Here is a 22,960-nt window from a genome sequence, read left to right as displayed (position 1 = left end):
TGACATTTTATTTTAAAAAAATATAAACTTTCTGTTTCTGTTAATAATTAAAAGAAATAATTATCCATAATCATTAATGTTTATTCAAAAAGATATGAATTATTCATTATAAAAAAACCTGAGAAGGGACCGCTCCCTTCTCAGGCTTCTGTAATTCTCTATTCCCCCGTTTATTTTGCGTTCGGTTTCGTCATTTCTTCAGGTTTAACATATTCCTCAAACTGCTCTTCTGTCAGTAAATCGAGCTCTACTGCCGTTTCTTTCAGATTCTGATTCTTTTCGAAAGCAGTTTTCGCTATTTTCGCAGCATTTTCGTATCCAATGTGCGGGTTAAGAGCTGTTACAAGCATGAGCGAATCGCGAAGATATTCTTCGATTTTCTCTATATTCGGTTCCAGTCCCTGTACACAGCGTTCGTCGAAACTCTTTATACTGTCTGCAAGAATTTGGGACGACTGAAGGAAGTTATAGGCAATTACAGGTTTGAAAACGTTCAGCTCGAAGTTACCCTGGCTTGCTGCAAAACCGATAGTCGCATCATTTCCCATAACCTGGGCTGCAACCATCGTTACTGCCTCACTTTGAGTCGGGTTGACTTTTCCGGGCATTATAGAACTCCCCGGCTCGTTAGCCGGAATCGTAATTTCCCCGATACCCGAACGTGGTCCGCTGCCGAGCCAGCGAACGTCATTGGCGATTTTCATCATATCCGCTGCCAGTGCTTTTACAGCTCCGTGCGCATGTACGAGTTCATCATGAGAGGTAAGGGAATGAAATTTATTAGGTGCCGAAATAAAATCTTTCCCCGTATCCTTGTTGATATAGGAAACGACTTTTTCGGAAAAGTCCACATGAGCGTTCAGACCTGTGCCGACCGCTGTTCCCCCGATGGCCAGTTCTTTTACGTATGTAATGCTTTCAGTCAGCATCTTTTCCGTTTTCTCAAGCATTCTGTGCCATCCGCTTATTTCCTGGCCAAGGGTCAGAGGAGTGGCATCCTGAAGGTGAGTCCGGCCGATTTTAACGATGTCATTAAACGCTTCCATTTTTTCTTTCAATGTCTTCTTTAACTGTTCCGAAGACGGGAGCAGCACATCTTCCACTTTACGTACAGCTGCAATGTGCATCGCTGTAGGATACGTGTCGTTGGAACTCTGGGATTTATTCACGTCATCATTCGGATGAAGACGGGTTTCTTTTCCTTCTTTTTCAAGCCATTCACTGCCGACGTATGCGATGACTTCGTTTACGTTCATGTTGGACTGCGTTCCGCTTCCGGTCTGCCACACGACGAGTGGAAAGTGGTCGTCCAGTTCGCCTGCCGTAATTTTATCTGCTGCATATGCGATAGCATCCGCTTTGTCTTTCTCCAGAAGACCGAGTTCTTCGTTCGCGCGGGCTGCACTTTTTTTCAGGATAGCGAATCCTTCAATGATTTCTTTCGGCATTTTTTCGTCACCGATCGGAAAATTTTCTTTACTCCGTTGCGTCTGGGCCGCCCAGTATTTATCTTTCGGTACTTTCATTTCCCCTAATGTGTCTTTTTCAATACGATATTCCACTTGATGATCCCTCCTTAAAATGGTTCCATTTAATTGTATCAACTTTCAATCGAACTATCACCTTTTTGATGCAAACTCCGCAAAAACTTGGAAAACCGCTTAATTTGCATTTGGATCGGGAATGATAGAACAAGAAGGAGGAATACATATGCACATAGCAATACTTGGAGCGACAGGGAGAGTAGGCCACAGAGTTGCAAATAAACTTGCTGAGCAGCACACTGTGTCCGCTCTCGTCAGAGACAGCAAGAAAGCTTCCGGTCTGCTCAATGACGATATAAACCGTATAGAGGGGAACGTACTGGACCCGGAAGCCCTCCGGAAAACTCTGGAACATGCAGATGTGGTGTTCAGTGCTCTTGGAACCGATAAAACGACGACGTTATCGGAGTTCACTCCGACCTGCCTCGAAATAATGAAGGAATACAATATTCCTCGCATAGTTACGATTGGTACGGCGGGCATTTTGAACAGCCGGACGGAAGAAGGTAAGCTGAGATATCAGACAGACGAGTCGAAACGGAGAATTACGTTCGCTGCAAAAGAGCATGAAAAAGTTTACCGGGAATTTGAAAACAGTGACAGGAGCTGGACGATTCTTTGTCCGACTTACCTGCCGGATGAAGAATCGGGGGGTCCTCTCCGTGAAGAAGCTGATTATTTACCCGAAAACGGTAAAAGAGCTCCGGTCCCTGATGTAGCGGAGGTCGCCGTCCGCGAAATAATTTCTCCCGACTATAAAAATAAGCGTGTCGGACTGGCACTCTGACCGAAAGAAAAACTCCCGGACGCGAGAAGCCCGGGAGTTTTTAAATCCATATTATCACTGATTGGCAGGATACAGCCCAAAATATTCTTCAAGCGTCACATTCTCCGCGTGCACTTTACCCGCCAGCTCTTTTCCTACAAAACGCAGATGCCAGGGTTCATAGGCGTACCCGGTGATATCCGACTTGCCCTCGGGATAACGAATGACGAAGCCGAAACGGTGCGCATTTTCCTTCAGCCACTGACCTTCTTCTGTATTTACGAAAGACTCATCAAGTCCGAAACCCATTTCAGCAGACGTTACGTCCATGGCAAGCCCGGTCTGGTGCTCGCTCGTCCCCGGCTTAGCGGAATAACGATTCGCATATTCTCTTCCATTTTCCGCTACGGAGTTTTCGTAAATCGCTTTCTGTCGTTCATAAGAACGGTAGCCGGAAGCAGCGACAGGTTCCAAACCGTCCTCTTCTGCTGCCTGGAACAACTCTTCGAGAGCCACAGCTGCCTTTTTCCTCATCTGCTTTTTCGGATGAAACTCTTCAAAAGAGAACGGAACATCCGGCACGGTCAGGTTCGGAGTTTCGTACCCTTCCGGCAGCTTTCTCTGCTTATTAACTATTACATCAATTCTTTCAGGCTCCTCTACTTCGATCATACTTCCATCTTCTGAGGTTTTCCGGCTCTTACCTGTCTCTTTGTTTCCTCCGCTTTCATTTTCATCGCTATCGTCCTGACCCGTTTCCTCTTTATTACCGTTTCCTGCCTGACTATCGCCACTACTGTCCTTTTGGTCAGTACTTCCTTTACTGCTCGTCTGTTCCTCTCCGGACTTCTCCGGTTCTGCCCCGTTATCTTCCGCAGTATTTTCACCGGCACAACCGGCAAGCAGAAGTCCCAAGCCTATAATTGCCGCCACTACAGATTTTTTCATATTTTATGTACCCGCCTTTTTATAAAAAATATCCTTACCCACTATATCATGAAAACCATTCGCCTGTATAACCGCTTCTGAAACATAACAAAAAGCGTACCCACTCGTTGCAGGTACACTTTTCGTTGACCGAACTTATGTTATTCCCAGGTGTAGGGCTGATAATGTACGGATAGTCGCTCGAAAGCAGCTCTGTCATCATTGTCAATAGCTTCGTTTATAGCGGCATCCAGGCGGTTTTTGTTGAATTCATATACCATCTGGTCCAGAAATAACCGGGAAGCCAGCTTAATACCGTAGGACAACTCTCGTTTTGCAGTAATATTTTTTCCTTTGTATGCCGGGAACCGTCGAAGAACGTATACACTCTTTTGCTTCCTCATGAGATTACCCCCTCAATCCTTTTTTCCATTATGCAAGATAACAGATGATTTAGCAACAATTTTCTGAATATTTAATTATAATATACCCGCTTTCTCTCTTTTGAAACATAAAAAGGCCGGCAGAAATCTTTTCCTGCCGGCACTGTCTGGTTATTTTACTGTTTAATTTTTTCTGCAATCTGCACGGTACGTTTAGCCTGGTGGCGTACCGCTCCTTCGACATCTTCTTTCATATTGCCTTCGCCATCTACACTTACACTTGTTCCATACGGATTTCCGCCTGCTGCGAAAATCGTATCGTCCGAGTAACCTGTAGGTACGACGATAGCACCCCAGTGATACATAGTGGTATAAATGTTCAGAATAGTCGCTTCCTGTCCTCCGTGAGGGTTTTGAGCGGAAGACATGGCTGTAGCCACTTTGTTGACAAGTTTTCCTTGAGCCCATAGGCCACCTGCCATATCAAAGAATTGTTTCAGTTGTGCAGGTACGCTTCCGAAACGTGTCGGTGAACTGAAAACAAACGCATCTGCCCATTCCAGATCTTCCACTTTCGCTTCAGGGACTACGTCTTTCGTAGCTTCGTAATGTTCTTTCCAAGCAGGGTTCTTTTCAATAGCAGCCATAGGAGCAAGTTCAGGAGCACGCACGAGCTTAACTTCCGCTCCTTCTTTCTCGGCTTCCTCTTTTGCCCACTTAGCCATCTGATAGTTCGTACCTGTAGAACTGTAATAAATAACAGCCAGCTTAATTGCCATAAAAATAATACCTCCCAGCGATATTTTCGTCGGTATCAGCACCGGGGACGAGCCACGCACTGTTCCGACCACACTACTTACAATAACCTAATTATCTCAACTTAAAACTATTTAGACGAAGAATCTTTTAATCCCACACTGCTCTCCCTTGCGAAATTTTATATTGTTGTCAATATTGCTTCAATTTCGCCTTTTCCTCTTTCTTTAATGCTGTTAGCCTGCCTGTGGTATATTTGCTATGATAGAAGGATGGTAAGGAGAGAGATAATCGATGGAAAACAACCAGTGGAAAAAAGGAGAAACAGGTGCCTGGGTCAGCATTATCGCTTATGTCGTATTATCGATATCGAAACTGATCATAGCACAGGTCGGATCGTCCGATGCCTTACGGGCAGACGGATTAAATAATACAACGGACATAATCGCCTCATTGGCTGTGCTGATCGGCCTGCGCATCTCCCGGAAACCTCCGGACAGCGATCACCACTACGGCCACTCCAGGGCTGAAACCATTTCTTCTCTGATTGCTGCCTTCATTATGGCTACTATCGGTATTCAAGTACTTTTCGGGGCAGGCGAAACGATCGTCAATCGTCAGTTTGGAGAACCGTCCCTGCTCACGGGGTGGACAGCGATTGCAGGAGCGGTCATTATGTACGGTGTGTACCGTTTCAACCTCCGATTGTCACGCCAGGTAAGCAGCCGGGCTTTATACGCCGCAGCCCAGGACAACCGATCGGACGCTCTTGTGAGTATCGGAGCCGCAGTGGGTATTTTCGGTACGATGTCCGGCATGCTCTGGATGGATCCAGCTGCAGCTGTCATCGTCGGCGCCGTTATTTTAAAAACGTCGTGGGATATTTTCACGGACGCGACTCACCTGTTAACGGACGGGTTCGATGAAGATGAACTTCATGAAATCAAATCGACTATCTCGTCCCACCCCGAAGTGAACAAGGTGGCTGACGTCAAAGCCCGTCTCCAGGGTAATGAAACGCTCGTCGACGTAATCATTCTCGTATCTCCGGACATCACCGTCCAGAAAGCCCATGATATTACGGATGAGATAGAAATACTTCTCGAAAAAAATCATCACATTTCTTACGCTCATATTCATACGGAACCATATCACGGTTAAAGATGGCTGATTAAAAGTACCGTTATAATTGCAATCAGCACCGTGACCATTATCGGGGCACGCAGCCAGGCTGCAAGGACGGCTGCCGCCCCGCCGGCCATGCCTGCCCAGGGCTTGCCGTCTATCACCGTGAATATCCCCGGGATAATAAGCGCTCCGAGCGCTGCGTAGGGGATAGCTGCAAGCCATCTTCTCCCCCACGGAGGCAGCTCAAGTCTATCCATGATGAAAACCGGAGCGAACCTTGGCACCAGAGTAACGACACTCATTCCTAAAATCATCCAAAGGATCATTCTTCTTCCTCCTCTTCATCAGGCAGGAGAAATACACCGAGCAGTCCTCCCAGAATCGTCCCTATGACGATGGACCACCCGGCAGTAAGTCCTGCCCACTGAGCTGTACTGTTGATAATCATGGCTGCCCCGGCTATACCTCCGACGGCTATGGAGGTCTTCAATGAAGGTACGAGGAGCCCGATAAACATAGCGTAAAGAGCGATACCCATGCTGTCACTGAGTGCTTTCGGCATGACATTGCCGAGAAGACCCCCGGCAAGGGAACCAAGTACCCAAGCGCTGTATGCAGCCATCATTACTCCACCGTAAAACCAGAACGCATGAGGTTCTTTCGCCTCTTTCTTATGAATGGAAGAAATAGCAAATGTTTCATCGGTCAAAAATAATGTTAGGGGAAGTTTCCGCTTCTTCGCATGAGCTTTCATCTGGTTTACAAAAGAAAGACTCATAACAAAATGGCGGAAGTTCAATACGAACACGGCTATAATAATTTCTGCAGCGCTTACCCCCGCCGCTACCATCGAAACTCCGAGAAATTGCGCGGCTCCGGCAAACACAGCCGCACTCATGAACGTCAGTTCAAAAAGAGTAAGACCCGACTGATAAGCAAGCACCCCGTAAGTAAGGGCAATAGGTATGTATCCAAAAATGATCGGTGATCCGGCGACGAAACCTTTTCTGAACATTTTTCCTCTGCCGGAAATGGTGATTCTTTCACTAACCTCCGCCACATCATCCCTCCATTTCAGTAATATTTTCTAATATTATACATTATATCCGGGGTGAATAGTTAGAGTGATTTTTCCTTTTCCTCATTTTCTTTCTCCTTCGTTGACACAGCTTCGCACCTGCTCTATAGTAAATTCATATACTTCAATACACAAAAGCGTCTAAGCATAAAAGCAATCGATCAATCATCAGGAGGTTTTTTCAGTGTTATACTTACAGCCTAAAAAATTACCGGGTCTGACTGAGTCCGTCATTGTCCTTCTTTTTATAATTTCAGTCATCAGTTTTTTCATTATCAGTCTGGAAAGCACTCCTCACACTCCTATTCTCATCGGGATTCTTATTCTTTTAGCCTACGGTACGGTGAGGAAATTCCGCTTTGATCAATTACAGCATGGGATGGTACAGGGAGCTCAATCCGGAATGCCGGCTGTATTGCTCTTTTTCGTTATCGGTATTTTAATAGCCAGCTGGATGGCGAGCGGAACTATTCCTGCTCTAATGAGTGTCGCCTTCTCTCTGACAGGCGGTCCGTTCATCTACGCTTTAGTATTTACCATCACCGCCTTTACAGGAGTGGCTCTCGGCAGTTCGTTCACTACAGCTGCTACGGTCGGGGTAGCTTTTATGGGAGCTGCACAGACTACTGACCTTTCTTTGGCAGTTATGGCCGGCGCTATCGTCTCGGGTGCATTTTTCGGAGACAAAATGTCTCCTCTGTCCGATACGACCAACCTGTCCTCCACCGTAGTGAAAGTCGATCTGTTCGATCACATAAAAAACATGATGTGGACTACTGTACCGGCGTTCATCATCACTTTTATCCTTTTTGCTTTTCTTTCTCCGGGAAGCAGCCGCGGAGCCACTTTATCTCCTTTTGAAGAAGGGCTGTTAAGTACCGGCCTGATCCACTGGAGTTCCTGGATTCCTCTCGCTGTTCTCGTCCTGTTCACTGTTACCAAACGTCCGGCTTTCGTTTCTCTCTCGGTCACGAGTATTACAGCTACCATCATTGCAGGCTTACGGGGAACGATGGAGTGGGGTGCAGTACTCAGTTCCTGGTTTAGCGGTTTTGAGATTGAAACACAAAACGAAGGGCTGACGGATATGCTCTCAAGAGGTGGCATGAACGGAATGTTCTTCACCATCTCCATCGTCATCCTTGCCCTTGCTCTCGGTGGTCTTTTCTTCACTACGGGGATAATACCGAGCATTCTCCAAAGTGCGCAGAAAGGGCTGCAGTCCGTGCGATCAGCTACGATCGCCACCGCTTTTACGGCTATCGGAATCAACGTTACGGTTGGGGAACAGTACCTTTCGATTCTGCTGACTGGAGAAGCTTTCCAGGATGTGTACGACAGAGTCGGCCTTGCCAGGAAGAACCTCTCCCGCACCCTGGAGGATGCCGGGACGGTGATCAACCCTCTCGTTCCCTGGAGTGTATGTGGAGTATTTATGGCCGGTGTGCTTGGCGTACCGGTCCTTGAGTATCTGCCGTTCGCTTTTTTCTGTCTCCTGTCCCCGCTTCTTACAATTATTTCGGGTTTCACCGGCAAAACCCTGTCAAAAAAGTCTGAAGCAAAAATGGAAGTTTCCTGACAGGGAGACTTCCGTTTTTTATGTTTTTGTAAAATAATGAAAGGTCGCATTTATTTCATACGCATATAGTGGTAAACTAAATACAATTCAGCGGAATAAAGGGGGCTTGTCATGATCAAAGGACGCGTGAAGTGGTTCAGCGATGACAGAGGGTTCGGTTTTATCGAAACTGAAGACGGAAATGAAGAGGTTTTTGTCCATTTTTCTGCGATTGACGAAGAAGGGTACAAAACGTTGAAGCAGGGACAGCCGGTTACATTCGAAATAGAGGAAGGACGCCGGGGCCCTCAGGCCTCCAGGGTCCAAAAATAACTGCTGCTGAAGCAGTTTTCTTTTTTATTGGTATAATAAAAGCGTACAGGTCCTCCCTGTACGCTTTATGTGCCCCCCAAAACCCGGGAACTACTCATCTTCCTGGGCCGTAAGAATGAACGGCCCTTCTTTTGTAATTGCGATAGTGTGTTCATATTGCGCCGATAGCGACCCGTCGACCGTTCTTGCGGTCCACTGATTATCATCCATTTTACTCTGCCAGTCGCCGACGTTGATCATCGGTTCAATGGTAATCACCATACCATCCTTCAGACGGGCTCCTTTACCCGCTTCACCGAAGTGCGGTATATAAGGATCTTCGTGTATAGTTTCTCCGATGCCGTGGCCCGTAAACTCCCGGACTACGGAATATCCTTCCCCTTCCGCATAAGACTGGATAGCGTGGCCGATATCTCCGATGCGGTTGCCGACCTGCGCAGCTTCTATCCCTCTATATAGGGAAGTTTTGGATACATCCATAAGTTTCCGTGCTTCCTCGCTGATTTCACCCACGGGATGAGTCCACGCCGAATCAGCGAGGAATCCGTTCAGTTTGACCACCATGTCCACCGTAACGATGTCCCCTTCTTCCAGTTTTTCCTTTCTGGGAAAACCGTGACAAATTTCGTCGTTGATACTAGCACAGGTGGTGTACTCATAACCCTGGTAGCCTTTTTGTTCTCCGGTGGCTCCATGCTTGTCCAGGTAGCGTTCCACGAACTGCTCGATTTCCATGGTAGTTACACCCGGTTTGATGAAGGAGCGCAATTCTTTGTGGACAGAAGCGAGAAGCTCTCCTGCTTCTTTCATCTTTTCAATTTCTCTTTTACTTTTCCGTTTAATCATCTTTTCCATCCTTTCTCCTGTATCGATCCGTCATTTTATGTTTTGAACAATTATTCCATTACTTATATTATAATATCAGCACTCGAATTGAAACCGTCACACCCTGAATTCGTATTACAGTAAAAAAGAAAGGAGCTTTCCGTGCTTGAATTACACAATGTAACTAAACGATATGCCGGGAAAACGGCTGTACATAACCTTGATTTACGGGTGACCCCAGGGAAGATCTTCGGGTTCCTCGGACCGAACGGGGCAGGCAAATCCACCACGATTAAAATGATCACCGGTATACTTCCTGTAGACGAGGGGAGTATTTCCATTAACGGAAAAGATATTGAAAAAGACGCGCTCGAAGCTAAACGACAATTCGGTTACGTCCCGGATACGTCCGACTCCTTTCTGCGGTTAAAAGGAAGAGAGTACCTGGAATTCATTGCCGATGTTTATGATGTCCCGGAAGAAGTAAGAGAAGAGCGACTCGCCCGCTATGCCTCTCTCCTTCAGCTAAACGAAGCTCTGGAGGATAAGCTCCATACTTATTCCCATGGAATGAGACAAAAGGTTGTGCTGCTCGGAGTGCTTATTCACCAGCCGGATGTATGGATTCTTGATGAGCCGCTCACAGGACTGGATCCGAAATCGGCAAATGCCCTGAAAGAACTTATGAGAGAACAGGCGGACGCAGGAAAAATCGTTTTTTTCTCCTCTCACGTACTCGAAGTCGTAGAACAGCTGTGTGACGAAGTGGCCATCATCGATGAGGGAAGCCTGCGCTTTCAGGGGGAAATGAGTGATATGAGGCAGGAATTCCAGGAAGGAAGAAACCTGGAAAGCCTATTTCTGGAGCTGACGAACGATGCATAAAGCTTACCTCCTTATGAACATCATCGTTAAAATGGAATTTTTTCGAAAAGGAAAGGGCAGTGCCCTCAGAGTGCTCCTTTTCGTACTTGCTATACCGATAGCTGTACTGGTTTACAATCTTACGTACACTCTTTTTAAGGAGACGTTCTCAATCCTTTCCGTTTCCGGGAATGAGCCGGCACTGCTGGGGCTGATTTTCCTTGTTGCCACTGGCCTTCTTATTGTCACCACCTTCATACCGGCTATAAATACATTTTATCTTTCAGACAGCATAGAGGGATACCTACCACTGCCGTTGAAGCCTTCTCAGATTATTATAGGGAAATCCGCTTCCCCACTTCTGCGGGGTTATGTATGGAATACTGTCATAACCGCTCCTTTTCTGCTTATGTACATGCTTCAGGCAGGAAGCGGGTTTCTATTTTTTCTTTACGCTTTTATTATATGGACGATATTTCCGATTCTTCCGTTTCTGCTCGTGAGCTCTTTACTCATGTTCGTCATGCGTTTCATTAACATATCCAGATATAAAGACCGGGCCAAAGCAATCGGAGGTCTGCTTTCTTTTGCGCTCATTCTGGCCGTTAACGTGCTTGTCAGACAGGATTCTCCAGGGGACGACGGCAGTCTTTCTGCCGTGATCGGCGACGGTGAACTTCTTGCCGCACTGACGGGCTGGGTACCGAACGCAAAGCTTGCCGCCATGGCACTCGCTTCCCCCTTCAGCGTAAGCGGCATCCTTGCTCTTACCGGCCTCCTTATCATGACGGCCTCAGGGACGTTCTTATTTCTTTATTTCAGTGATACGCTCTATTTTAAAGGGGTTCGCGGCCTGAGTGGAGGGGTGCGTTCCTCTTCATCCAAAAGAAATGTCGCCCGAAGGAAAAGTATGTTCCACTCACTCGCCCGCAGGGACATCAAAACGATTGTGCGTACTCCCGTTTACGTTACCCAGATTCTCGGTCACCAGTTCTTTGCTCCATTATTATTGCTCATCTTTCCATTTGTCGACGGCGGCAGTTCTTTTTCATCCTGGACAGAAGGGGCAGCCGGGCTGGAGACCAACGTCATCCTCCCTCTCCTGCTCGCTTTTTCCGCTCTTATCGGAGCTACGAGTACAGCAGGTACCAGCTCTTTCTCCAGGGAAGGAAAAACTCTTTATGAATTTCGGTCTTTTCCGATTCCGTTTACCGAACTTTTAAAAAGTAAACTGCTGGTGGCTTTCATCATCCCTGCCTCAGCATTCACTCTGTTCGCTTTGACCATCGGATTTGTGTTCTCTTTACCTTTTCCTCTCTGGGCCGGTTGGCTGGTTCTATCCTATGTGCTGATCTTGTCAATATCCATTATCGCCACAGCTCTGGACATGAACGAACCGAAACTCACATGGGAGAGTGAAGAAGAAGTATTTCAGCACCGGTTCATCAACCTTCTTCTGCTGATTGTGACAGCAGTATTCACCATTCCGGTACTTCTCCTCATGTGGAAGGTACCGGTAATGCAGAATCCCGCAATAGCTTTTCTTTTCGGGCTGTCGAGCTTCTCCCTTTATGCCTGGACAGGTTGGAAAATAGTAAAGCAGAAAATTCTTCCTTCTTTCGTAAACAGAGACTGACATCCTTAAAGCAAATCTCTTCCTTTCCCCTTCTATTTATAATAGGATAGGGAAAGTGAATTTTTTGGAAAGGGTTAAAGAAAGAGGAGGAAGAATTATGTCTGACCGGAATAAAGGGATATTATTATTGCTTATATCAGCGCTCGGTTTTTCTATGATGGGGGCTTTCGTTAAACTTTCCGGGGACCTCCCCACTGTGCAGAAGGCTTTCTTCCGAAATATAGTGGCAGCTGCCATAACACTTGGATTCGTGCTAAAGCACAAAGACAGGATTTTCGGAAAACGGGAGAACCAGAAACTGCTTCTTTCCCGCTCCTCACTTGGAGCAGTAGGGATTGTAATGAATTTCTACGCTATCGATCATCTCGTCCTTTCGGATGCGGAAATGCTGAACAAACTGAGTCCGTTCATTCTTATTATTTTCTCCGGCATCTTTCTTAAGGAACATGCACGGAAGTATCAGATTGTTTCTATTATCATCGCTTTCCTGGGAACGCTGTTCATCATCCAGCCGGAATTTTCTGTCCAGGTCCTTCCTTACATTATCGGGGTGCTGGGAGCGGTTTTTGCTGCCGGAGCTTATACTATGCTGCGGGTACTTGGAAATAAGGAGAAACATTATACGGTGGTCTTCTACTTCTCCTTCTTTACTACTGTGCTGCTTCTCCCTTTTACAATATTCTTTTACGAACCGATGAGTGTACAACAGTGGATTTTTCTTTTGCTTGCCGGCGCATTCGCAACGGTGGGCCAATTCGGAGTTACGCTGGCCTACAAATTCGCCCCGGCCAGTGAAATTTCTATATTCTTCTACTCCACTGTGGTATATTCCGCCCTGCTCAGCATTGTACTGTTCGGACAGATTCCTACATTATGGAGCGTTATCGGCTACGTCATTATATTCAGCGCTTCGTTCTATATGTTCCTAAAAAATAACCATATAGATAAAAAACAGCTCGCCCGGCAGGAAGAAAAGAAAGCATTCAGGTCTTCCTGATCCCGGCAGGCTGTGGCCCCCGGAAAAGCTGTACGATGTTCTTTTATCCTTGCGGAAGTAACAGAGACAAAAGACCGGACAATCCAATGTCCGGTCTTTTGTCTCTGTTTTATTGTTTCTTTGGATTCTTTTTAATATTTATCAATGTAATCATAGAGTTTATAGACTTCGCCGTTTTGTACCGGTTCCTCTTTAAGGAGATTACGGAGAACTTCAGCCACCCGTTCAGGAGAAGTCAATTCACCCTTCTCTTTCAGTTCCCGGAACTTTTCTACATCTTTAAATGAATCCTCGGATGCAGAACGTATTTCTTCCTGCATATCCGTATCCATTACCCCGGGACTGTAGGCGAGGATCGTATGACTCTTCTGTTCCTGTTCTTTAGCTGTAATGGCAGTAAATCGATCAATAGCGGCTTTTCCGGCACTGTACACGCTCCAGCCTTCCGTCGTCTTCCCGGCTGCTCCTGAGGTGATATTCACAAGTGTTAAAGGCACTTCCCACTCATTCGCCAATCCAAGAATATAATTGGCAAGCAGAACAGGTACGGAGACGTTCAAACGTATGTGCCGATCTACGGCTGGTATATCAAGAGCTCCGACTTTTTCAATCGGCCCCACCATCCCTGCATTATTAAGAAGCGTAAGTGCTTCCACGTCTTCTCTCTGCAGATAATTGTGTACTGCCGCAAGCGTATTATTCGTAGCCGCTTCATCTGTAAGATCACATTCGTAATGACGATAGGAGACCCCGCAGCTGTCGGCAGTTTCTTTTAACGTTCCGTTATACGTACGTGAAATGCCGATCACCGACACCCCATCTTCCATCCATCGTTTTGCCACTGCTTCTCCAAGACCTTTCGAGTCCCCTGTAATAATAATGAATTTCACAGTTTTTCCCTCTTTTCTTTACAATCTTCCTTCAAATAAGTATGCTATTATCAGCTTATGTTAAAGGAGTCTTCTATGGTTTACTTGTTATTAGCTCTCATATATTCGGCCGGTCTGCTCGTCTCGAGTCTCGGTCTTGCCCTCATCATTAAATCAAACCTCGGGGCCGGTCCCGGCGACAGCATAGCTGTAGGTTTATCGTATCATACCCCTGTCACTGTTGGAACGTTTATGATTATCGCATTCACTATTCTTTTAATCGTCAATGCGATTTTAGAAAAAAAACGTCCTCAATATGAATCTCTCATACCAAGTATTATCCGTGGGCGTACACTGGACTTTTTCCTTTACGGAACTTTGGAAAACGTAAATCCTGATGCCTGGTACTCTCAGGCCGGTATCTTTGCACTTGGTATCCTTGCCACGGCCGTAGGAATCTCCTTTTACTTACGTACCCCGTTCCCGAGAATCCCGCTGGACCATTTCATGATGGTGATGAACAATCGGACGAACCAGTCCAAAGGGGTCGTTCGTAATCTTATGGAAGGGGCTATGGCCCTCACCGGATATTTTCTCGGCGGTCCGGTCGGAATCGGCACTTTAATGGTCGTTTTCCTGCTCGGCCCTCTCATTCAATGGACTTTCCCTCTGGCACGACCCGTCGCTTTTCTATGGTCCGATGCTCAAAAAGCAAGAGACGCAGAATAATTTCTGCGCCTCTTGCTTTTTTATTTCGTTTTACCTGATTGTGTCAGACGCCCTGACTGGTCGTTTTCACAACCGGTACGCCAAGTCCATCTTTTTTAACGAGGAATTGAAGAGCAAGCAGGATAACAAATATGCTCAACCCGATAATGTCGCTCCAAAGTCCCGGATAAATGAGTGTGAGTCCTCCGAGAACTGCCGGTATCCGTTCGTACCATTCCACTTTTCTGAACCAGTATCCGACCAGCCCGGCGCCTATAGCCATCATTCCGGTTATGGCTGTGAACAGAATCCATGATACTTCCCCGACGTTCGTGTCGATCATCAACAGTTCCGGTGAAAGTACGAACATGTACGGGATGATGAATGCGGCAATGGCAAGCTTCGCTGCGTTCAGCCCGGTTCGTATCGGTTCGGAAGACGCAACACCGGAAGCTGCGAACGCCGCAAGCGCTACAGGCGGAGTGATATCCGCTATAATGCCGAAGTAGAAAACGAACAGGTGAGCTGCCAGATCCTGCACCCCAAGAAGAATGACAGCCGGAGCTGCAATCGTGGAGGTGATGACATAGTTAGCCGTTGTCGGCGAGCCCATACCAAGTATAATAGCGGCAATCATCGTAAAGAAAAGCGTAATCAGAATCTGACCGTCCGCAAGAGTGACAAGACTGTTGGCAAGTTTCAGCCCGAGTCCCGTTTTCGTTACCACTCCTACGATAATACCTGCCGCCGCCGTGGCCGCTACAACTCCAAGAGCCGTTCTGGCACCACTTACGAGAGCATCAATCGTATCCTTGAGATTTCCGTCGAAAAGGTAGCTCACTATAATCGTTACGAGCGTGCCGGCAATAATGGAGTCAAGGATAGAGAATCCGCCTTGCAGAAAGCCGTAAATGCCGAAACCGACAAAGCCTGCGGCAAAGGTAGCGACGTAAATTTTCCTGAATTTCTCCTCCCGCAGCAGACCTACCAGTATGACAGTCAGTATGCCGTAAAGGGCGGAACGCATAACGCTTACCCCGCTTGCCAGAAAGACGACGATAGCCACAATCGGCAGCAATAGGTAAAGCTTTTTCAGCACTTCTTTTTTATCCGGAATATCTTCATCCGGCAAGCCGCTCAGTCCCGTTCTTTTAGCTTCGAAGTGGGTCATAATCCAGATACCTGTAAAATACAGAATTGCTGGTATGAGAGCCGCTTTAGCAATCGACCAGTAGTCGATTCCGATAAATTCGATCATAAGGAAAGCCGCTGCACCCATGATCGGAGGCATGAGCTGTCCTCCTGTCGAAGCAGCCGCTTCCACTCCCCCGGCAAATTCCCGGCGGTACCCGAGTTTTTTCATCATCGGGATAGTGAAAGATCCGGACGTAACCACGTTCGCCACGGAACTTCCGCTTATCGTCCCCTGCAGGGCACTGGAGAAAATCGCAACTTTCGCAGGCCCCCCCGTTCTTTTACCTGCCAGAGCAACAGCCAGGTCATTGAAATACTGACCTACTCCCGTCTTGACGAGGAAAGCACCGAACAACAGGAATAAAAAGATGAACGTGGAGGAGACGGCGATTGGTGTACCGAGAATACCCTCTGTAGTAAAGAACATGGACTGCACGAGATTATCGAGGTCCACCCCTCTGTGTACGAGAAAACTCGGCATCTGGCGACCCCAGTACGCGTAAGCGAGGAAAAGTGCCGCAATAACCGTAATAGGTATACCCACGGCTCTCCTCGTCGCTTCAAGCACAAGCACTATCGCCAAAGCTCCCACGTAAAAATCAAGCTGGGTCATGTCGCCGGCCCGGAGGACGATATCTTCATAAAACAGCGGCCAGTATAAACCTACTCCGCCTCCGAGAATGGCGAGGCCTATATCGTACCACGCAATTTTCCCTTTGCTTCTATTCTTCTTAGTAGCGGGGTACAACAGAAAAATCAGTACAAGACCGAAGCCTACGTGTACAGAACGGAGAATCTGAGCCTGCACCTGGTAGACGGTGGATGTAAGTAACTGAAATACGGAAAAAGAAAGTAGTAAAATAAATACTATTTTAGCTATCTTCCCGGTGAGTTCCCGGACGCCGGACTCGGGGTCGTACTTTTCCATAACTTCTTTCTGTTTTTCCACTGATTCGTTAGTTTCACTCATTGCAGCTTCACTCCTCTCCACACTTCCAGATTAGAGACGTATGCAGGGGCGATACGCACCCAGCTTCCCGCCTCAATGGAATCTTTAAGTAAATAAGAATTATCATGATAGTTAATAGTATGTTCCGCCTTCACCTGACCTATGTTCAGGTCTAAACTGGAATGCGAACCCTGAAGATTTGTGATGTAATATTTCCCGTTCTTCATTTCAAACGACTCCCCTTCCCCTGCATTGGAAGGCATGCCGATCGCCGTGTCCTCGTATATAAGCCGGACCGGCTTTAAAGAACGGCCTTTCATTTCATACTCTTCCACCACCCTGGACAAGTGAACAGAGTGGATGAATTGAAGCTGAAAATGATCGTTTTCGGATACAGGCAAAAAATATACTCTTTCTTCCCCGGGCATCGTAGTTACAGTAAGTACGTAGCGGCAAGGAATGAATATCCAGGCCAGCAGGATACCGACTGCCAAGACAGTCAGCACTGCGACTATCCATTTTTTCATAGTATCCCTGTCCTCTTGTCAGAGACGAAAAGGGACTGTGCCGGACAGTATCCTGTCTGACAGTCCCTTTCCTTTTCCCTGCTATAGGCTTTTCTTACTGTTCATCAAAATATTTTTTCGCTCCGGGGTGAAGATCGATACCTACACCTTCCTGAGCACTCTCGGCAGTAATCTGCTCCCCTTTGGCATGCTGAACCTGATCTGTGTTTTCGAAAATAGCTTTTGTCATATTATAGACGAGATCTTCACTTAAGTTGGAATCAGTTACAAGCATAGCCTGAACAGCTACCGTGCTTACCGCTTTTTCAAGTCCGTAAGTACCTTCAGGAATTTCGTCCTGAGCATAGTACCCGTACTCGTCAATCAGTTCTTTGACTTTATCCTGTTCCACAGGAACGATGTTGACATCGGAAGTAGCCGCCAGACTTTCTACGGCACCCGTCGGTGTACCGGATGTAATGAATGCCGCATCAATCGTCCCATCCTGGATTCCGGACGTAGAGTCATCGAAAGCAAGGTCGCGGGCTTCGATATCGTCTTCAATTGAAAGACCGTGAATGTCCAGAATGTTCTCTGCGTTCGCATGAGTTCCGGAACCGACCGCCCCTACGGAAACAACTTTGCCTTCAAGGTCTTCCACTGATTCTATTCCTGTATCAGCCGTCGTTACGATTTGGATAGTTTCAGGGTAAAGAGTACCGATAGCCTGAAGATTTTCAATCTTTTCATCAAACATAACTTCTCCGTTCTTTGCGTAAGAAGCGATGTCTGTCTGAGTGAATGCGAGCTGGCCGTCGCCGTCACGCATGGATTTCATATTTTCCACGGAAGCCCCTGTAGACGTAGCGTTTGCTTCCAGATTATCTATTTCACTGGTCAGGATATTCGCAAATGCTCCTCCAAGCGGGTAATATGTACCCTGCGTTCCGCCTGTGAGGATCTGCACGAACTCTGTATCTCCGCTTTCGCCCCCTTCACCGTTATCGGAACTTCCTTCATCGCTACTCGAAGTACCGCCGCCACAAGCAGCCAGCACAAGAGAAAGCGTTCCCAACAATAGGAATAATAAAAACCCTTTTTTCATAAAATTACCTCCTGTAATTGTAGTATGTGAACTTATTCATCGTTCGTATGATAAGTTTGAAACCGTTCTTTCAGTACGTTGCAGCAAAAATAAGATTCGGGACCAAAATATATTCTACACGAAAGTAGTGCGGGTGAAAAGAATTTTTTCACATCTTTGTCACCCGCTTTGTCGGACTTTATGTCATCAATCTTCCCACGTTAAAGCCCATAACCCGTTCTTCTCCAGTTTCTCTTCCACTTTCGCTTCTATTTCTAATTGTTTTTCCACTTCTTCTTCCTTCAGCGGGCGATTCATTATTTCCTCCCCAAAGGCATCGATCATTTCTTTCTGGCTCATTTTTTCAATAAGCTGATCCCAGAAACTATGTTCATCATATTCCTGCACGTAGCGTTCCATCCACTTATTTTCCGTTTCCTGATTCAGCTCATAAACGTCCGCATGGGGCTGGTATTCCACTTCTTCCTGCATGGAATCTTTGTAGTATTCAGCCAGCACAAGATTCCGCACATCTTCGAACTCTTCGTTCAGTTCCTGTCTCGGATAATTGACTATCCATGTGGAAAGAAACATGGAAGCCACCATTGTACGAAGCTGTTCCTTTGAAACATCTATAGAATGATAACTCATTGTGTTCCCGCCTTTTCTGAAAGTATTATTCTTTTGAAAAAATCGCTGCCGTTCCCGTAATTCCCGCATCTTTTTCGTAAGCAGCCTGCAGCTTCCTCGTTACCGGACCAGGCCGGCCATTGCCGATTGTCACCTCATCAACCTTAGTCAGGGGCTGTACCTCCGAAGTACTGCTCGTCATAAATACCTCGTCCGCGCCTTCGAAGTCTTCCATCCTGAAAGCTTCTTCTATAAACGGAATGTCCGCTTCCTTGCAGAACTCCTCTATTTTCATGCGCACGCATCCGCCGAGGATACGTTTCGTTGCGGGGTGGGTATATACCTTACCGTTCCGCACCAGGTAAATATTTGAGGAACTTCCTTCCGTAACGATTCCGTCTTTATGAAGAATCGCTTCTTTTGCGCCCAGTTCCTTGGCGTTTTGTTTGGCGAGAACGTTCGGAAGCAGATTCAGACTTTTAATATAACACCATTCCCACCGTATATCTTCCATAGTAATGGCAGGGGCGCCTTCTTCCAGCGAGTCAGTGTTGCGGGCGAAATCTTTCACATACGCATACAGATTAGCTTCGGTGTTGAGGGGGAATGCGTGGTCTCTCGGAGCTGAACCTCTCGTAAGCTGGAGATACATCGTTGCATCATTACGTACACTGTTTTTATTCAGAAGTTCATGCAAGTGAGCGTATAATTCCTGTTTCTGAAAAGGTACGTCTATTTTGATTGCTGCTGCAGAACGGTACAGACGTTCGACATGCTCTTCGATAAGATAGTATTCCCCCTCATAAATCCGGATAACTTCGTACACTCCATCACCGAACTGAAGGCCTCTTTCTTCGAAGGGATAACTCAGGTCGTTCTTTTCCACGAACTCTTTTCCGGTCAGAATCCAATCGTATAAACTCATATATAAACCTCCTGTCAATCTTTAGGGACGATCCACCAGGACCCGTCCGTATCGTCTGATCCGTTCGTTGTTCCCCTGCTCAGAAGGGAAGATTCCAAAAAATATGTACAGCGAAAACGTACACAAGCTGGATTCCTGTAAAGAAAAGCAAAGTAACAGGGAAAAGCAGTTCTTTCCCCGGCGTTTCCCGTACACCTTTTTTCAGAATAATTATAGTAACCAGGGCTATTACGTAATAAAGAAAAAACCACAGCCAGCCGGCGGATGTATCTTCATCAAGACTGATTTCATACGCAACAGCCAGCATTGCCCAGGTGACAAGAAAAGAAACAGTTCCTATGAACATCCATTTTCTCCGCTTATCTTTTGTTACAGCAGTAACTGCCGTAACAAGAGTCATTACCCCCGTCACTTCACTTAAGGTAACATACACTCTCTGCACAGAAGTCTTTTCCATAGTGACAATACTCAGCAATATTAAAAATGCCAATAAAAAAATGCCACTCACCGTCAGCCTTAACCAGGTTCTCTCTTTCATAGCCAAAGCGAATCTCTCCCTACAGTTCAAACTTTACTCATTATAGCACAGGAGGAAAAAAACTTTCTTTACCTGAACGCTATTCTTTTAAGAAATTGAACATGTTGTTTCCAATCATATGATATTCTGTTAAATAGGAGGGTATCCCCTCTTTTTCCGGGGAATCAGTCAGGGGTTGATTCTTTTCCGGAAAATGACGAAAATAATAGCAGCGTAATCAGGTGAAGCGACACTTCAACTGGTCATCATCTATCCAAACTTACAACCTGCAGAGGAGGATCTTTATATGAAGAATGAAATCGTTGTAATCACTGGTGCTTCACGCGGTATAGGCCGGGCCGCAGCTTTCCATTTCGCCAAAGCCGGAGCGCGGCTCACTGTAACCGGAAGTTCCGAAGATATATATGATACGAAAAAATCTCTTGAAGAGGCCGGCTTCAATGACGTAGTTGCTCTGGTAAGCGATGTCACCAGGGAAGGTGCGATGGAACAGATCATCCATTCCACAATCAATACGTATGGTCGTGTAGATGTACTCATCAACAATGCCGGCGTGGGAAAATTTCAGGCTCTGGAGGATATCACACTCGAAGAATGGAAAAAAATGTTCGAGGTGAACGTACAGGGCGTATTCCTGGCTACTAAATCTGTCATCCCACAAATGAAGAAACAGCAATCAGGTACCATTCTGACTGTAGCTTCCGATGTCTCCCGTTATTCGATACCCGAGAACGGGTCATTGTATACTGCCACCAAATATGCCGTGCAGGGTTTCATGGGATCCGTCGCTCAGGAATTAAAACCTTTTGGTATACGGGTCGGGACGATTAACCCCGGCATGACGGATACGAATTTTGCCGGAGGTACAGAAGGTGACCCGGAGAAAAAAGACTGGTTGAAAGCTGATGATGTAGCTGCAGGACTACTGCACATGGCTTCTGCCCCGAAACATATGCAGGTAGACGAAATGCATATCCATCCACTAGCCCAGGATTATCCAAGACCGTAAGTGTATATGCACCCGGTCCTTAAACAAAAGAAGCAGTCAGCAGAAGCAGTATTACACTGCTTCTATTGGCTGCTTCTTTACTCATCTTTTATTATAACGAACGTTTTAATACATCGATACGAATCGTCTTCCTGAGAAACCTCTCTACAGCTGCTCAATCTTTCTTCGACTCGAAAAACATCCGAATCACATCTTTCACATCATCTTCAATCTCAGTAACCTCTTCACTTGCGGTAATTCGTTCATTGACTAAAGAATTCACAGTTTTCCCGACTTTTTCGGCTTCTTCCTTCCACTTGTACGGCACTGTATACACAGCAGCCTCGTAAGCTTCCTCTTCCTGAGCGAGAAATTGCCTTACATTTTTACTGATCTCCAGCTCTTCCTTCCCTGTTAAATAAGAAATACCTAAAAGTACATTTTCTTCTCCGGAAGCACCGTCACCGTTGACAGCTTCACATAACTGGGAAGTTACGGCAGCCAGCTTTTTCCCTTCCCATTCTTCCATGTTTTTTATAATAACCTGAGCTTCATCATCAGCAGCTTCCAACGAGATAACCTCAAGCTCCCGATTTATCTTCGCCTCGAAGCTCGGATTAATGTCTATATTCACGTAAGCATAGGTTTTATCATTTCCATACCATAAATAAGCAGGTACAAAAGCGAGAAGAAAAGCCAGAACAATCGCAAAAGCACTGAACTTTTTAGGAGGCATCCAGTTGAGTGAAAAGCCGGGTTTCTTTTCGTAAAAAGCTTCTTCCCCCACTTTTGCATCAGGGATTTTCCTGGCTTTCACAAACTCGCCTTCGCTGGTGAACACAATAGTCGAACGTACTTTATGTTCAAGGACTACTCCCTTCTTCACACATCTACCCCCTTCAGATAATCTTTCAGATATACGTAGTCACCTGACAGTATAAGCACAAGAGAAATAATATACTTGCGATTCCGCTCTAACGTCTTTTTACTTACAGTGACTTTGTCACTCAATTCTTTGATCGGCAAACGGCCTTTACTTAATACTTTAGTACGTAACTCCTCGTTATGAAAAACAATATGCGCTACTTTGAGGGCAGATTCTCTTGCATCTCTGTGTCTTGGGGCAACTTCTGTCAGTTCCTTGAAAGACAGACGGAAATGACGAAGCTGCTGCTGAAATTCTTCGATTTCCGTTCTCCGGTACCACGCTTCCGTTTCCACTTCGAATTTTTCTCTCGAAATCTGTACTTCAGCAGGGCTTTCCGTTTTTTCTTCTTGGTCATTCAGATTATTTATAGAAGTCATTATTATAGGGGAGGTCTGCTGACGGATGTAATCGATTACCCTCCGTTTGATGACCAGCTTTGCAAAAGAAAGGAAAGCAGCACCTTTATCTATGACATAGGAATCGATCGCATCATTGAATGCTATAAGCCCTATGCTGAATTCATCATCCCGGGAAGGACTGATATATTTCTTGCACACTTCCGAGACACACTTGGCAACGAAAGGTTGATATTTGGAGATGAGTTCATGTCTTATCTCCTCATCCCCGAACTGGGCCGCAGTCACCTGTGTCTCCAGGGCGGACTCTTTATTCGTAAACAGATGTACGCTCAACCTTCTTCACCCCCGGCTGTTAAATGTTTTCGTTACAACCACTAATACTGTGGAAGCGTTTTATTAGAATTGTTTCATCGATTCAACAAATGTATATTCGTTACTAAGTCGTGCGATTCACAACTTGATGAAACTATTTTACTAAACGACGGGA

At 46.2% G+C, this 22,960-nt stretch carries 25 protein-coding genes; 9 read left to right on the top strand and 16 right to left on the bottom strand.

The genetic code is table 11. The features are described from left to right. Positions 1-170: 170 nt before the first annotated feature. On the bottom strand, positions 171-1,562 hold the full coding sequence (gene fumC, locus BW931_RS00315) for a class II fumarate hydratase (RefSeq protein ID WP_076569044.1): 1,392 nt from the start codon (positions 1,560-1,562) through the stop codon (positions 171-173). A 148-nt stretch (positions 1,563-1,710) separates the two neighbouring features. Between fumC and BW931_RS00310 the strand changes: the two genes are divergently transcribed. Continuing rightward, positions 1,711-2,331 carry an NAD(P)-dependent oxidoreductase gene (locus BW931_RS00310; protein WP_076569042.1) on the top strand — a complete coding sequence of 207 codons (621 nt, stop codon included), beginning with the start codon at positions 1,711-1,713 and terminating at the stop codon, positions 2,329-2,331. 54 nt (positions 2,332-2,385) lie between these two features. Here the strand turns inward: BW931_RS00310 and BW931_RS00305 are convergent, their stop codons facing one another. The 3 genes from BW931_RS00305 to wrbA form a co-directional block, all read right to left on the bottom strand. Continuing rightward, a complete protein-coding gene (locus BW931_RS00305) occupies positions 2,386-3,258 on the bottom strand; it encodes a M15 family metallopeptidase (protein WP_076569039.1) in 873 nt (290 codons plus the stop codon). A gap of 140 nt (positions 3,259-3,398) precedes the next feature. Then, the gene (locus BW931_RS00300; RefSeq protein WP_076569037.1) at positions 3,399-3,641 is read right to left on the bottom strand and encodes an IDEAL domain-containing protein; all 243 of its coding nucleotides are present in this window, start codon (positions 3,639-3,641) and stop codon (positions 3,399-3,401) included. 155 nt (positions 3,642-3,796) lie between these two features. Further along, positions 3,797-4,399, bottom strand: coding sequence for an NAD(P)H:quinone oxidoreductase (gene wrbA, locus BW931_RS00295; RefSeq protein WP_076569035.1), 603 nt, complete (start codon positions 4,397-4,399; stop codon positions 3,797-3,799). A 271-nt stretch (positions 4,400-4,670) separates the two neighbouring features. Here wrbA and BW931_RS00290 point away from each other — a divergent pair, with 271 nt between their 5' ends. After that, complete coding sequence (locus BW931_RS00290; RefSeq protein WP_076569033.1) at positions 4,671-5,537, top strand: cation diffusion facilitator family transporter; 867 nt, start codon at positions 4,671-4,673, stop codon at positions 5,535-5,537. On the opposite strand, the gene BW931_RS00285 is transcribed toward BW931_RS00290, so the two are convergent. Then, the gene (locus BW931_RS00285) at positions 5,534-5,830 is read right to left on the bottom strand and encodes an AzlD domain-containing protein (protein ID WP_076569031.1); all 297 of its coding nucleotides are present in this window, start codon (positions 5,828-5,830) and stop codon (positions 5,534-5,536) included. The genes BW931_RS00290 and BW931_RS00285 overlap by 4 nt on opposite strands. Then, on the bottom strand, positions 5,827-6,564 hold the full coding sequence (locus tag BW931_RS00280) for an AzlC family ABC transporter permease (RefSeq protein WP_084193809.1): 738 nt from the start codon (positions 6,562-6,564) through the stop codon (positions 5,827-5,829). The genes BW931_RS00285 and BW931_RS00280 overlap by 4 nt, the downstream gene beginning before the upstream one ends. A gap of 202 nt (positions 6,565-6,766) precedes the next feature. On the opposite strand from BW931_RS00280, the gene nhaC reads away from it, so the two are divergent. Together nhaC and BW931_RS00270 are read left to right on the top strand one after the other, a co-directional pair. Next, complete coding sequence (gene nhaC, locus BW931_RS00275; protein ID WP_076569029.1) at positions 6,767-8,161, top strand: Na+/H+ antiporter NhaC; 1,395 nt, start codon at positions 6,767-6,769, stop codon at positions 8,159-8,161. A gap of 111 nt (positions 8,162-8,272) precedes the next feature. Next, positions 8,273-8,473, top strand: a complete 201-nt coding sequence (locus BW931_RS00270) for a cold-shock protein (RefSeq protein ID WP_008592224.1) — start codon at positions 8,273-8,275, stop codon at positions 8,471-8,473. A gap of 90 nt (positions 8,474-8,563) precedes the next feature. On the opposite strand, the gene map is transcribed toward BW931_RS00270, so the two are convergent. Beyond that, on the bottom strand, positions 8,564-9,319 hold the full coding sequence (gene map, locus BW931_RS00265) for a type I methionyl aminopeptidase (RefSeq protein WP_008592221.1): 756 nt from the start codon (positions 9,317-9,319) through the stop codon (positions 8,564-8,566). 141 nt (positions 9,320-9,460) lie between these two features. Between map and BW931_RS00260 the strand changes: the two genes are divergently transcribed. The 3 genes from BW931_RS00260 (at position 9,461) to BW931_RS00250 (ending at position 12,795) form a co-directional block, all read left to right on the top strand. Next, complete coding sequence (locus tag BW931_RS00260) at positions 9,461-10,183, top strand: ABC transporter ATP-binding protein (RefSeq protein ID WP_008592219.1); 723 nt, start codon at positions 9,461-9,463, stop codon at positions 10,181-10,183. Next, positions 10,176-11,798, top strand: coding sequence for a putative ABC transporter permease subunit (locus BW931_RS00255; protein ID WP_076569026.1), 1,623 nt, complete (start codon positions 10,176-10,178; stop codon positions 11,796-11,798). The genes BW931_RS00260 and BW931_RS00255 overlap by 8 nt, the downstream gene beginning before the upstream one ends. Positions 11,799-11,895: 97 nt before the next feature. Next, a complete protein-coding gene (locus BW931_RS00250; RefSeq protein ID WP_076569024.1) occupies positions 11,896-12,795 on the top strand; it encodes a DMT family transporter in 900 nt (299 codons plus the stop codon). Positions 12,796-12,926: 131 nt separating this feature from the next. Here BW931_RS00250 and BW931_RS00245 read toward each other — a convergent pair whose 3' ends face one another. Continuing rightward, a complete protein-coding gene (locus BW931_RS00245) occupies positions 12,927-13,685 on the bottom strand; it encodes an SDR family NAD(P)-dependent oxidoreductase (RefSeq protein WP_076569022.1) in 759 nt (252 codons plus the stop codon). A 75-nt stretch (positions 13,686-13,760) separates the two neighbouring features. On the opposite strand from BW931_RS00245, the gene BW931_RS00240 reads away from it, so the two are divergent. Beyond that, positions 13,761-14,393: a YczE/YyaS/YitT family protein gene (locus BW931_RS00240; protein ID WP_076569020.1), complete on the top strand. Its 633-nt coding sequence runs from the start codon at positions 13,761-13,763 to the stop codon at positions 14,391-14,393. 43 nt (positions 14,394-14,436) lie between these two features. On the opposite strand, the gene BW931_RS00235 is transcribed toward BW931_RS00240, so the two are convergent. The 6 genes from BW931_RS00235 to BW931_RS00210 all read right to left on the bottom strand — a co-directional run bounded on the left by BW931_RS00235 (position 14,437) and on the right by BW931_RS00210 (position 20,204). Next, on the bottom strand, positions 14,437-16,536 hold the full coding sequence (locus BW931_RS00235; protein WP_076569018.1) for a TRAP transporter permease: 2,100 nt from the start codon (positions 16,534-16,536) through the stop codon (positions 14,437-14,439). After that, positions 16,533-17,042 (bottom strand): DUF1850 domain-containing protein, encoded by a 510-nt coding sequence (locus BW931_RS00230; protein ID WP_008592208.1) that lies wholly within the window; start codon positions 17,040-17,042, stop codon positions 16,533-16,535. Before BW931_RS00230 ends, BW931_RS00235 begins: the two co-directional genes overlap by 4 nt. A gap of 94 nt (positions 17,043-17,136) precedes the next feature. Next, positions 17,137-18,126, bottom strand: a complete 990-nt coding sequence (locus BW931_RS00225) for a TAXI family TRAP transporter solute-binding subunit (RefSeq protein ID WP_008592206.1) — start codon at positions 18,124-18,126, stop codon at positions 17,137-17,139. Between the two features lie 186 nt (positions 18,127-18,312). Next, the gene (locus BW931_RS00220; protein ID WP_076569016.1) at positions 18,313-18,756 is read right to left on the bottom strand and encodes a hypothetical protein; all 444 of its coding nucleotides are present in this window, start codon (positions 18,754-18,756) and stop codon (positions 18,313-18,315) included. Positions 18,757-18,781: 25 nt separating this feature from the next. Next, the gene (dat, locus tag BW931_RS00215) at positions 18,782-19,660 is read right to left on the bottom strand and encodes a D-amino-acid transaminase (RefSeq protein WP_076569014.1); all 879 of its coding nucleotides are present in this window, start codon (positions 19,658-19,660) and stop codon (positions 18,782-18,784) included. Positions 19,661-19,739: 79 nt separating this feature from the next. After that, entirely contained in the window at positions 19,740-20,204 is a 465-nt protein-coding gene (locus tag BW931_RS00210; RefSeq protein ID WP_076569012.1) for a hypothetical protein, read from the bottom strand. A gap of 280 nt (positions 20,205-20,484) precedes the next feature. Here BW931_RS00210 and BW931_RS00205 point away from each other — a divergent pair, with 280 nt between their 5' ends. Continuing rightward, positions 20,485-21,207 (top strand): SDR family oxidoreductase, encoded by a 723-nt coding sequence (locus BW931_RS00205; RefSeq protein ID WP_076569010.1) that lies wholly within the window; start codon positions 20,485-20,487, stop codon positions 21,205-21,207. Between the two features lie 154 nt (positions 21,208-21,361). On the opposite strand, the gene BW931_RS00200 is transcribed toward BW931_RS00205, so the two are convergent. Continuing rightward, positions 21,362-22,072 carry an anti-sigma factor domain-containing protein gene (locus BW931_RS00200; protein WP_076569008.1) on the bottom strand — a complete coding sequence of 237 codons (711 nt, stop codon included), beginning with the start codon at positions 22,070-22,072 and terminating at the stop codon, positions 21,362-21,364. Next, positions 22,069-22,806 carry an RNA polymerase sigma-I factor gene (gene sigI, locus BW931_RS00195; RefSeq protein WP_008592200.1) on the bottom strand — a complete coding sequence of 246 codons (738 nt, stop codon included), beginning with the start codon at positions 22,804-22,806 and terminating at the stop codon, positions 22,069-22,071. Before sigI ends, BW931_RS00200 begins: the two co-directional genes overlap by 4 nt. Positions 22,807-22,960: the final 154 nt, after the last annotated feature.

This window comes from Salimicrobium salexigens, from assembly GCF_900156705.1.
Classification (GTDB): domain Bacteria; phylum Bacillota; class Bacilli; order Bacillales; family Halobacillaceae; genus Salimicrobium; species Salimicrobium album.
Note: the sequence above shows the minus strand (reverse complement) of the source record. Positions and strands in the feature narration are given on the sequence as shown.

Coding starts and splice junctions, on each gene's coding strand:
- wrbA (WP_076569035.1), bottom strand. CDS start 4,399: ATGGCAATTAAGCTGGCTGTTATTTATTACAGTTCTACAGGTACGAAC.
- BW931_RS00240 (WP_076569020.1), top strand. CDS start 13,761: ATGGTTTACTTGTTATTAGCTCTCATATATTCGGCCGGTCTGCTCGTC.
- dat (WP_076569014.1), bottom strand. CDS start 19,660: ATGAGTTTATACGATTGGATTCTGACCGGAAAAGAGTTCGTGGAAAAG.
- BW931_RS00230 (WP_008592208.1), bottom strand. CDS start 17,042: ATGAAAAAATGGATAGTCGCAGTGCTGACTGTCTTGGCAGTCGGTATC.
- BW931_RS00290 (WP_076569033.1), top strand. CDS start 4,671: ATGGAAAACAACCAGTGGAAAAAAGGAGAAACAGGTGCCTGGGTCAGC.
- BW931_RS00255 (WP_076569026.1), top strand. CDS start 10,176: ATGCATAAAGCTTACCTCCTTATGAACATCATCGTTAAAATGGAATTT.
- BW931_RS00310 (WP_076569042.1), top strand. CDS start 1,711: ATGCACATAGCAATACTTGGAGCGACAGGGAGAGTAGGCCACAGAGTT.
- BW931_RS00235 (WP_076569018.1), bottom strand. CDS start 16,536: ATGAGTGAAACTAACGAATCAGTGGAAAAACAGAAAGAAGTTATGGAA.
- BW931_RS00300 (WP_076569037.1), bottom strand. CDS start 3,641: ATGAGGAAGCAAAAGAGTGTATACGTTCTTCGACGGTTCCCGGCATAC.
- BW931_RS00305 (WP_076569039.1), bottom strand. CDS start 3,258: ATGAAAAAATCTGTAGTGGCGGCAATTATAGGCTTGGGACTTCTGCTT.
- BW931_RS00285 (WP_076569031.1), bottom strand. CDS start 5,830: ATGATCCTTTGGATGATTTTAGGAATGAGTGTCGTTACTCTGGTGCCA.
- BW931_RS00270 (WP_008592224.1), top strand. CDS start 8,273: ATGATCAAAGGACGCGTGAAGTGGTTCAGCGATGACAGAGGGTTCGGT.
- BW931_RS00250 (WP_076569024.1), top strand. CDS start 11,896: ATGTCTGACCGGAATAAAGGGATATTATTATTGCTTATATCAGCGCTC.
- map (WP_008592221.1), bottom strand. CDS start 9,319: ATGATTAAACGGAAAAGTAAAAGAGAAATTGAAAAGATGAAAGAAGCA.
- BW931_RS00220 (WP_076569016.1), bottom strand. CDS start 18,756: ATGAGTTATCATTCTATAGATGTTTCAAAGGAACAGCTTCGTACAATG.
- BW931_RS00225 (WP_008592206.1), bottom strand. CDS start 18,126: ATGAAAAAAGGGTTTTTATTATTCCTATTGTTGGGAACGCTTTCTCTT.
- BW931_RS00205 (WP_076569010.1), top strand. CDS start 20,485: ATGAAGAATGAAATCGTTGTAATCACTGGTGCTTCACGCGGTATAGGC.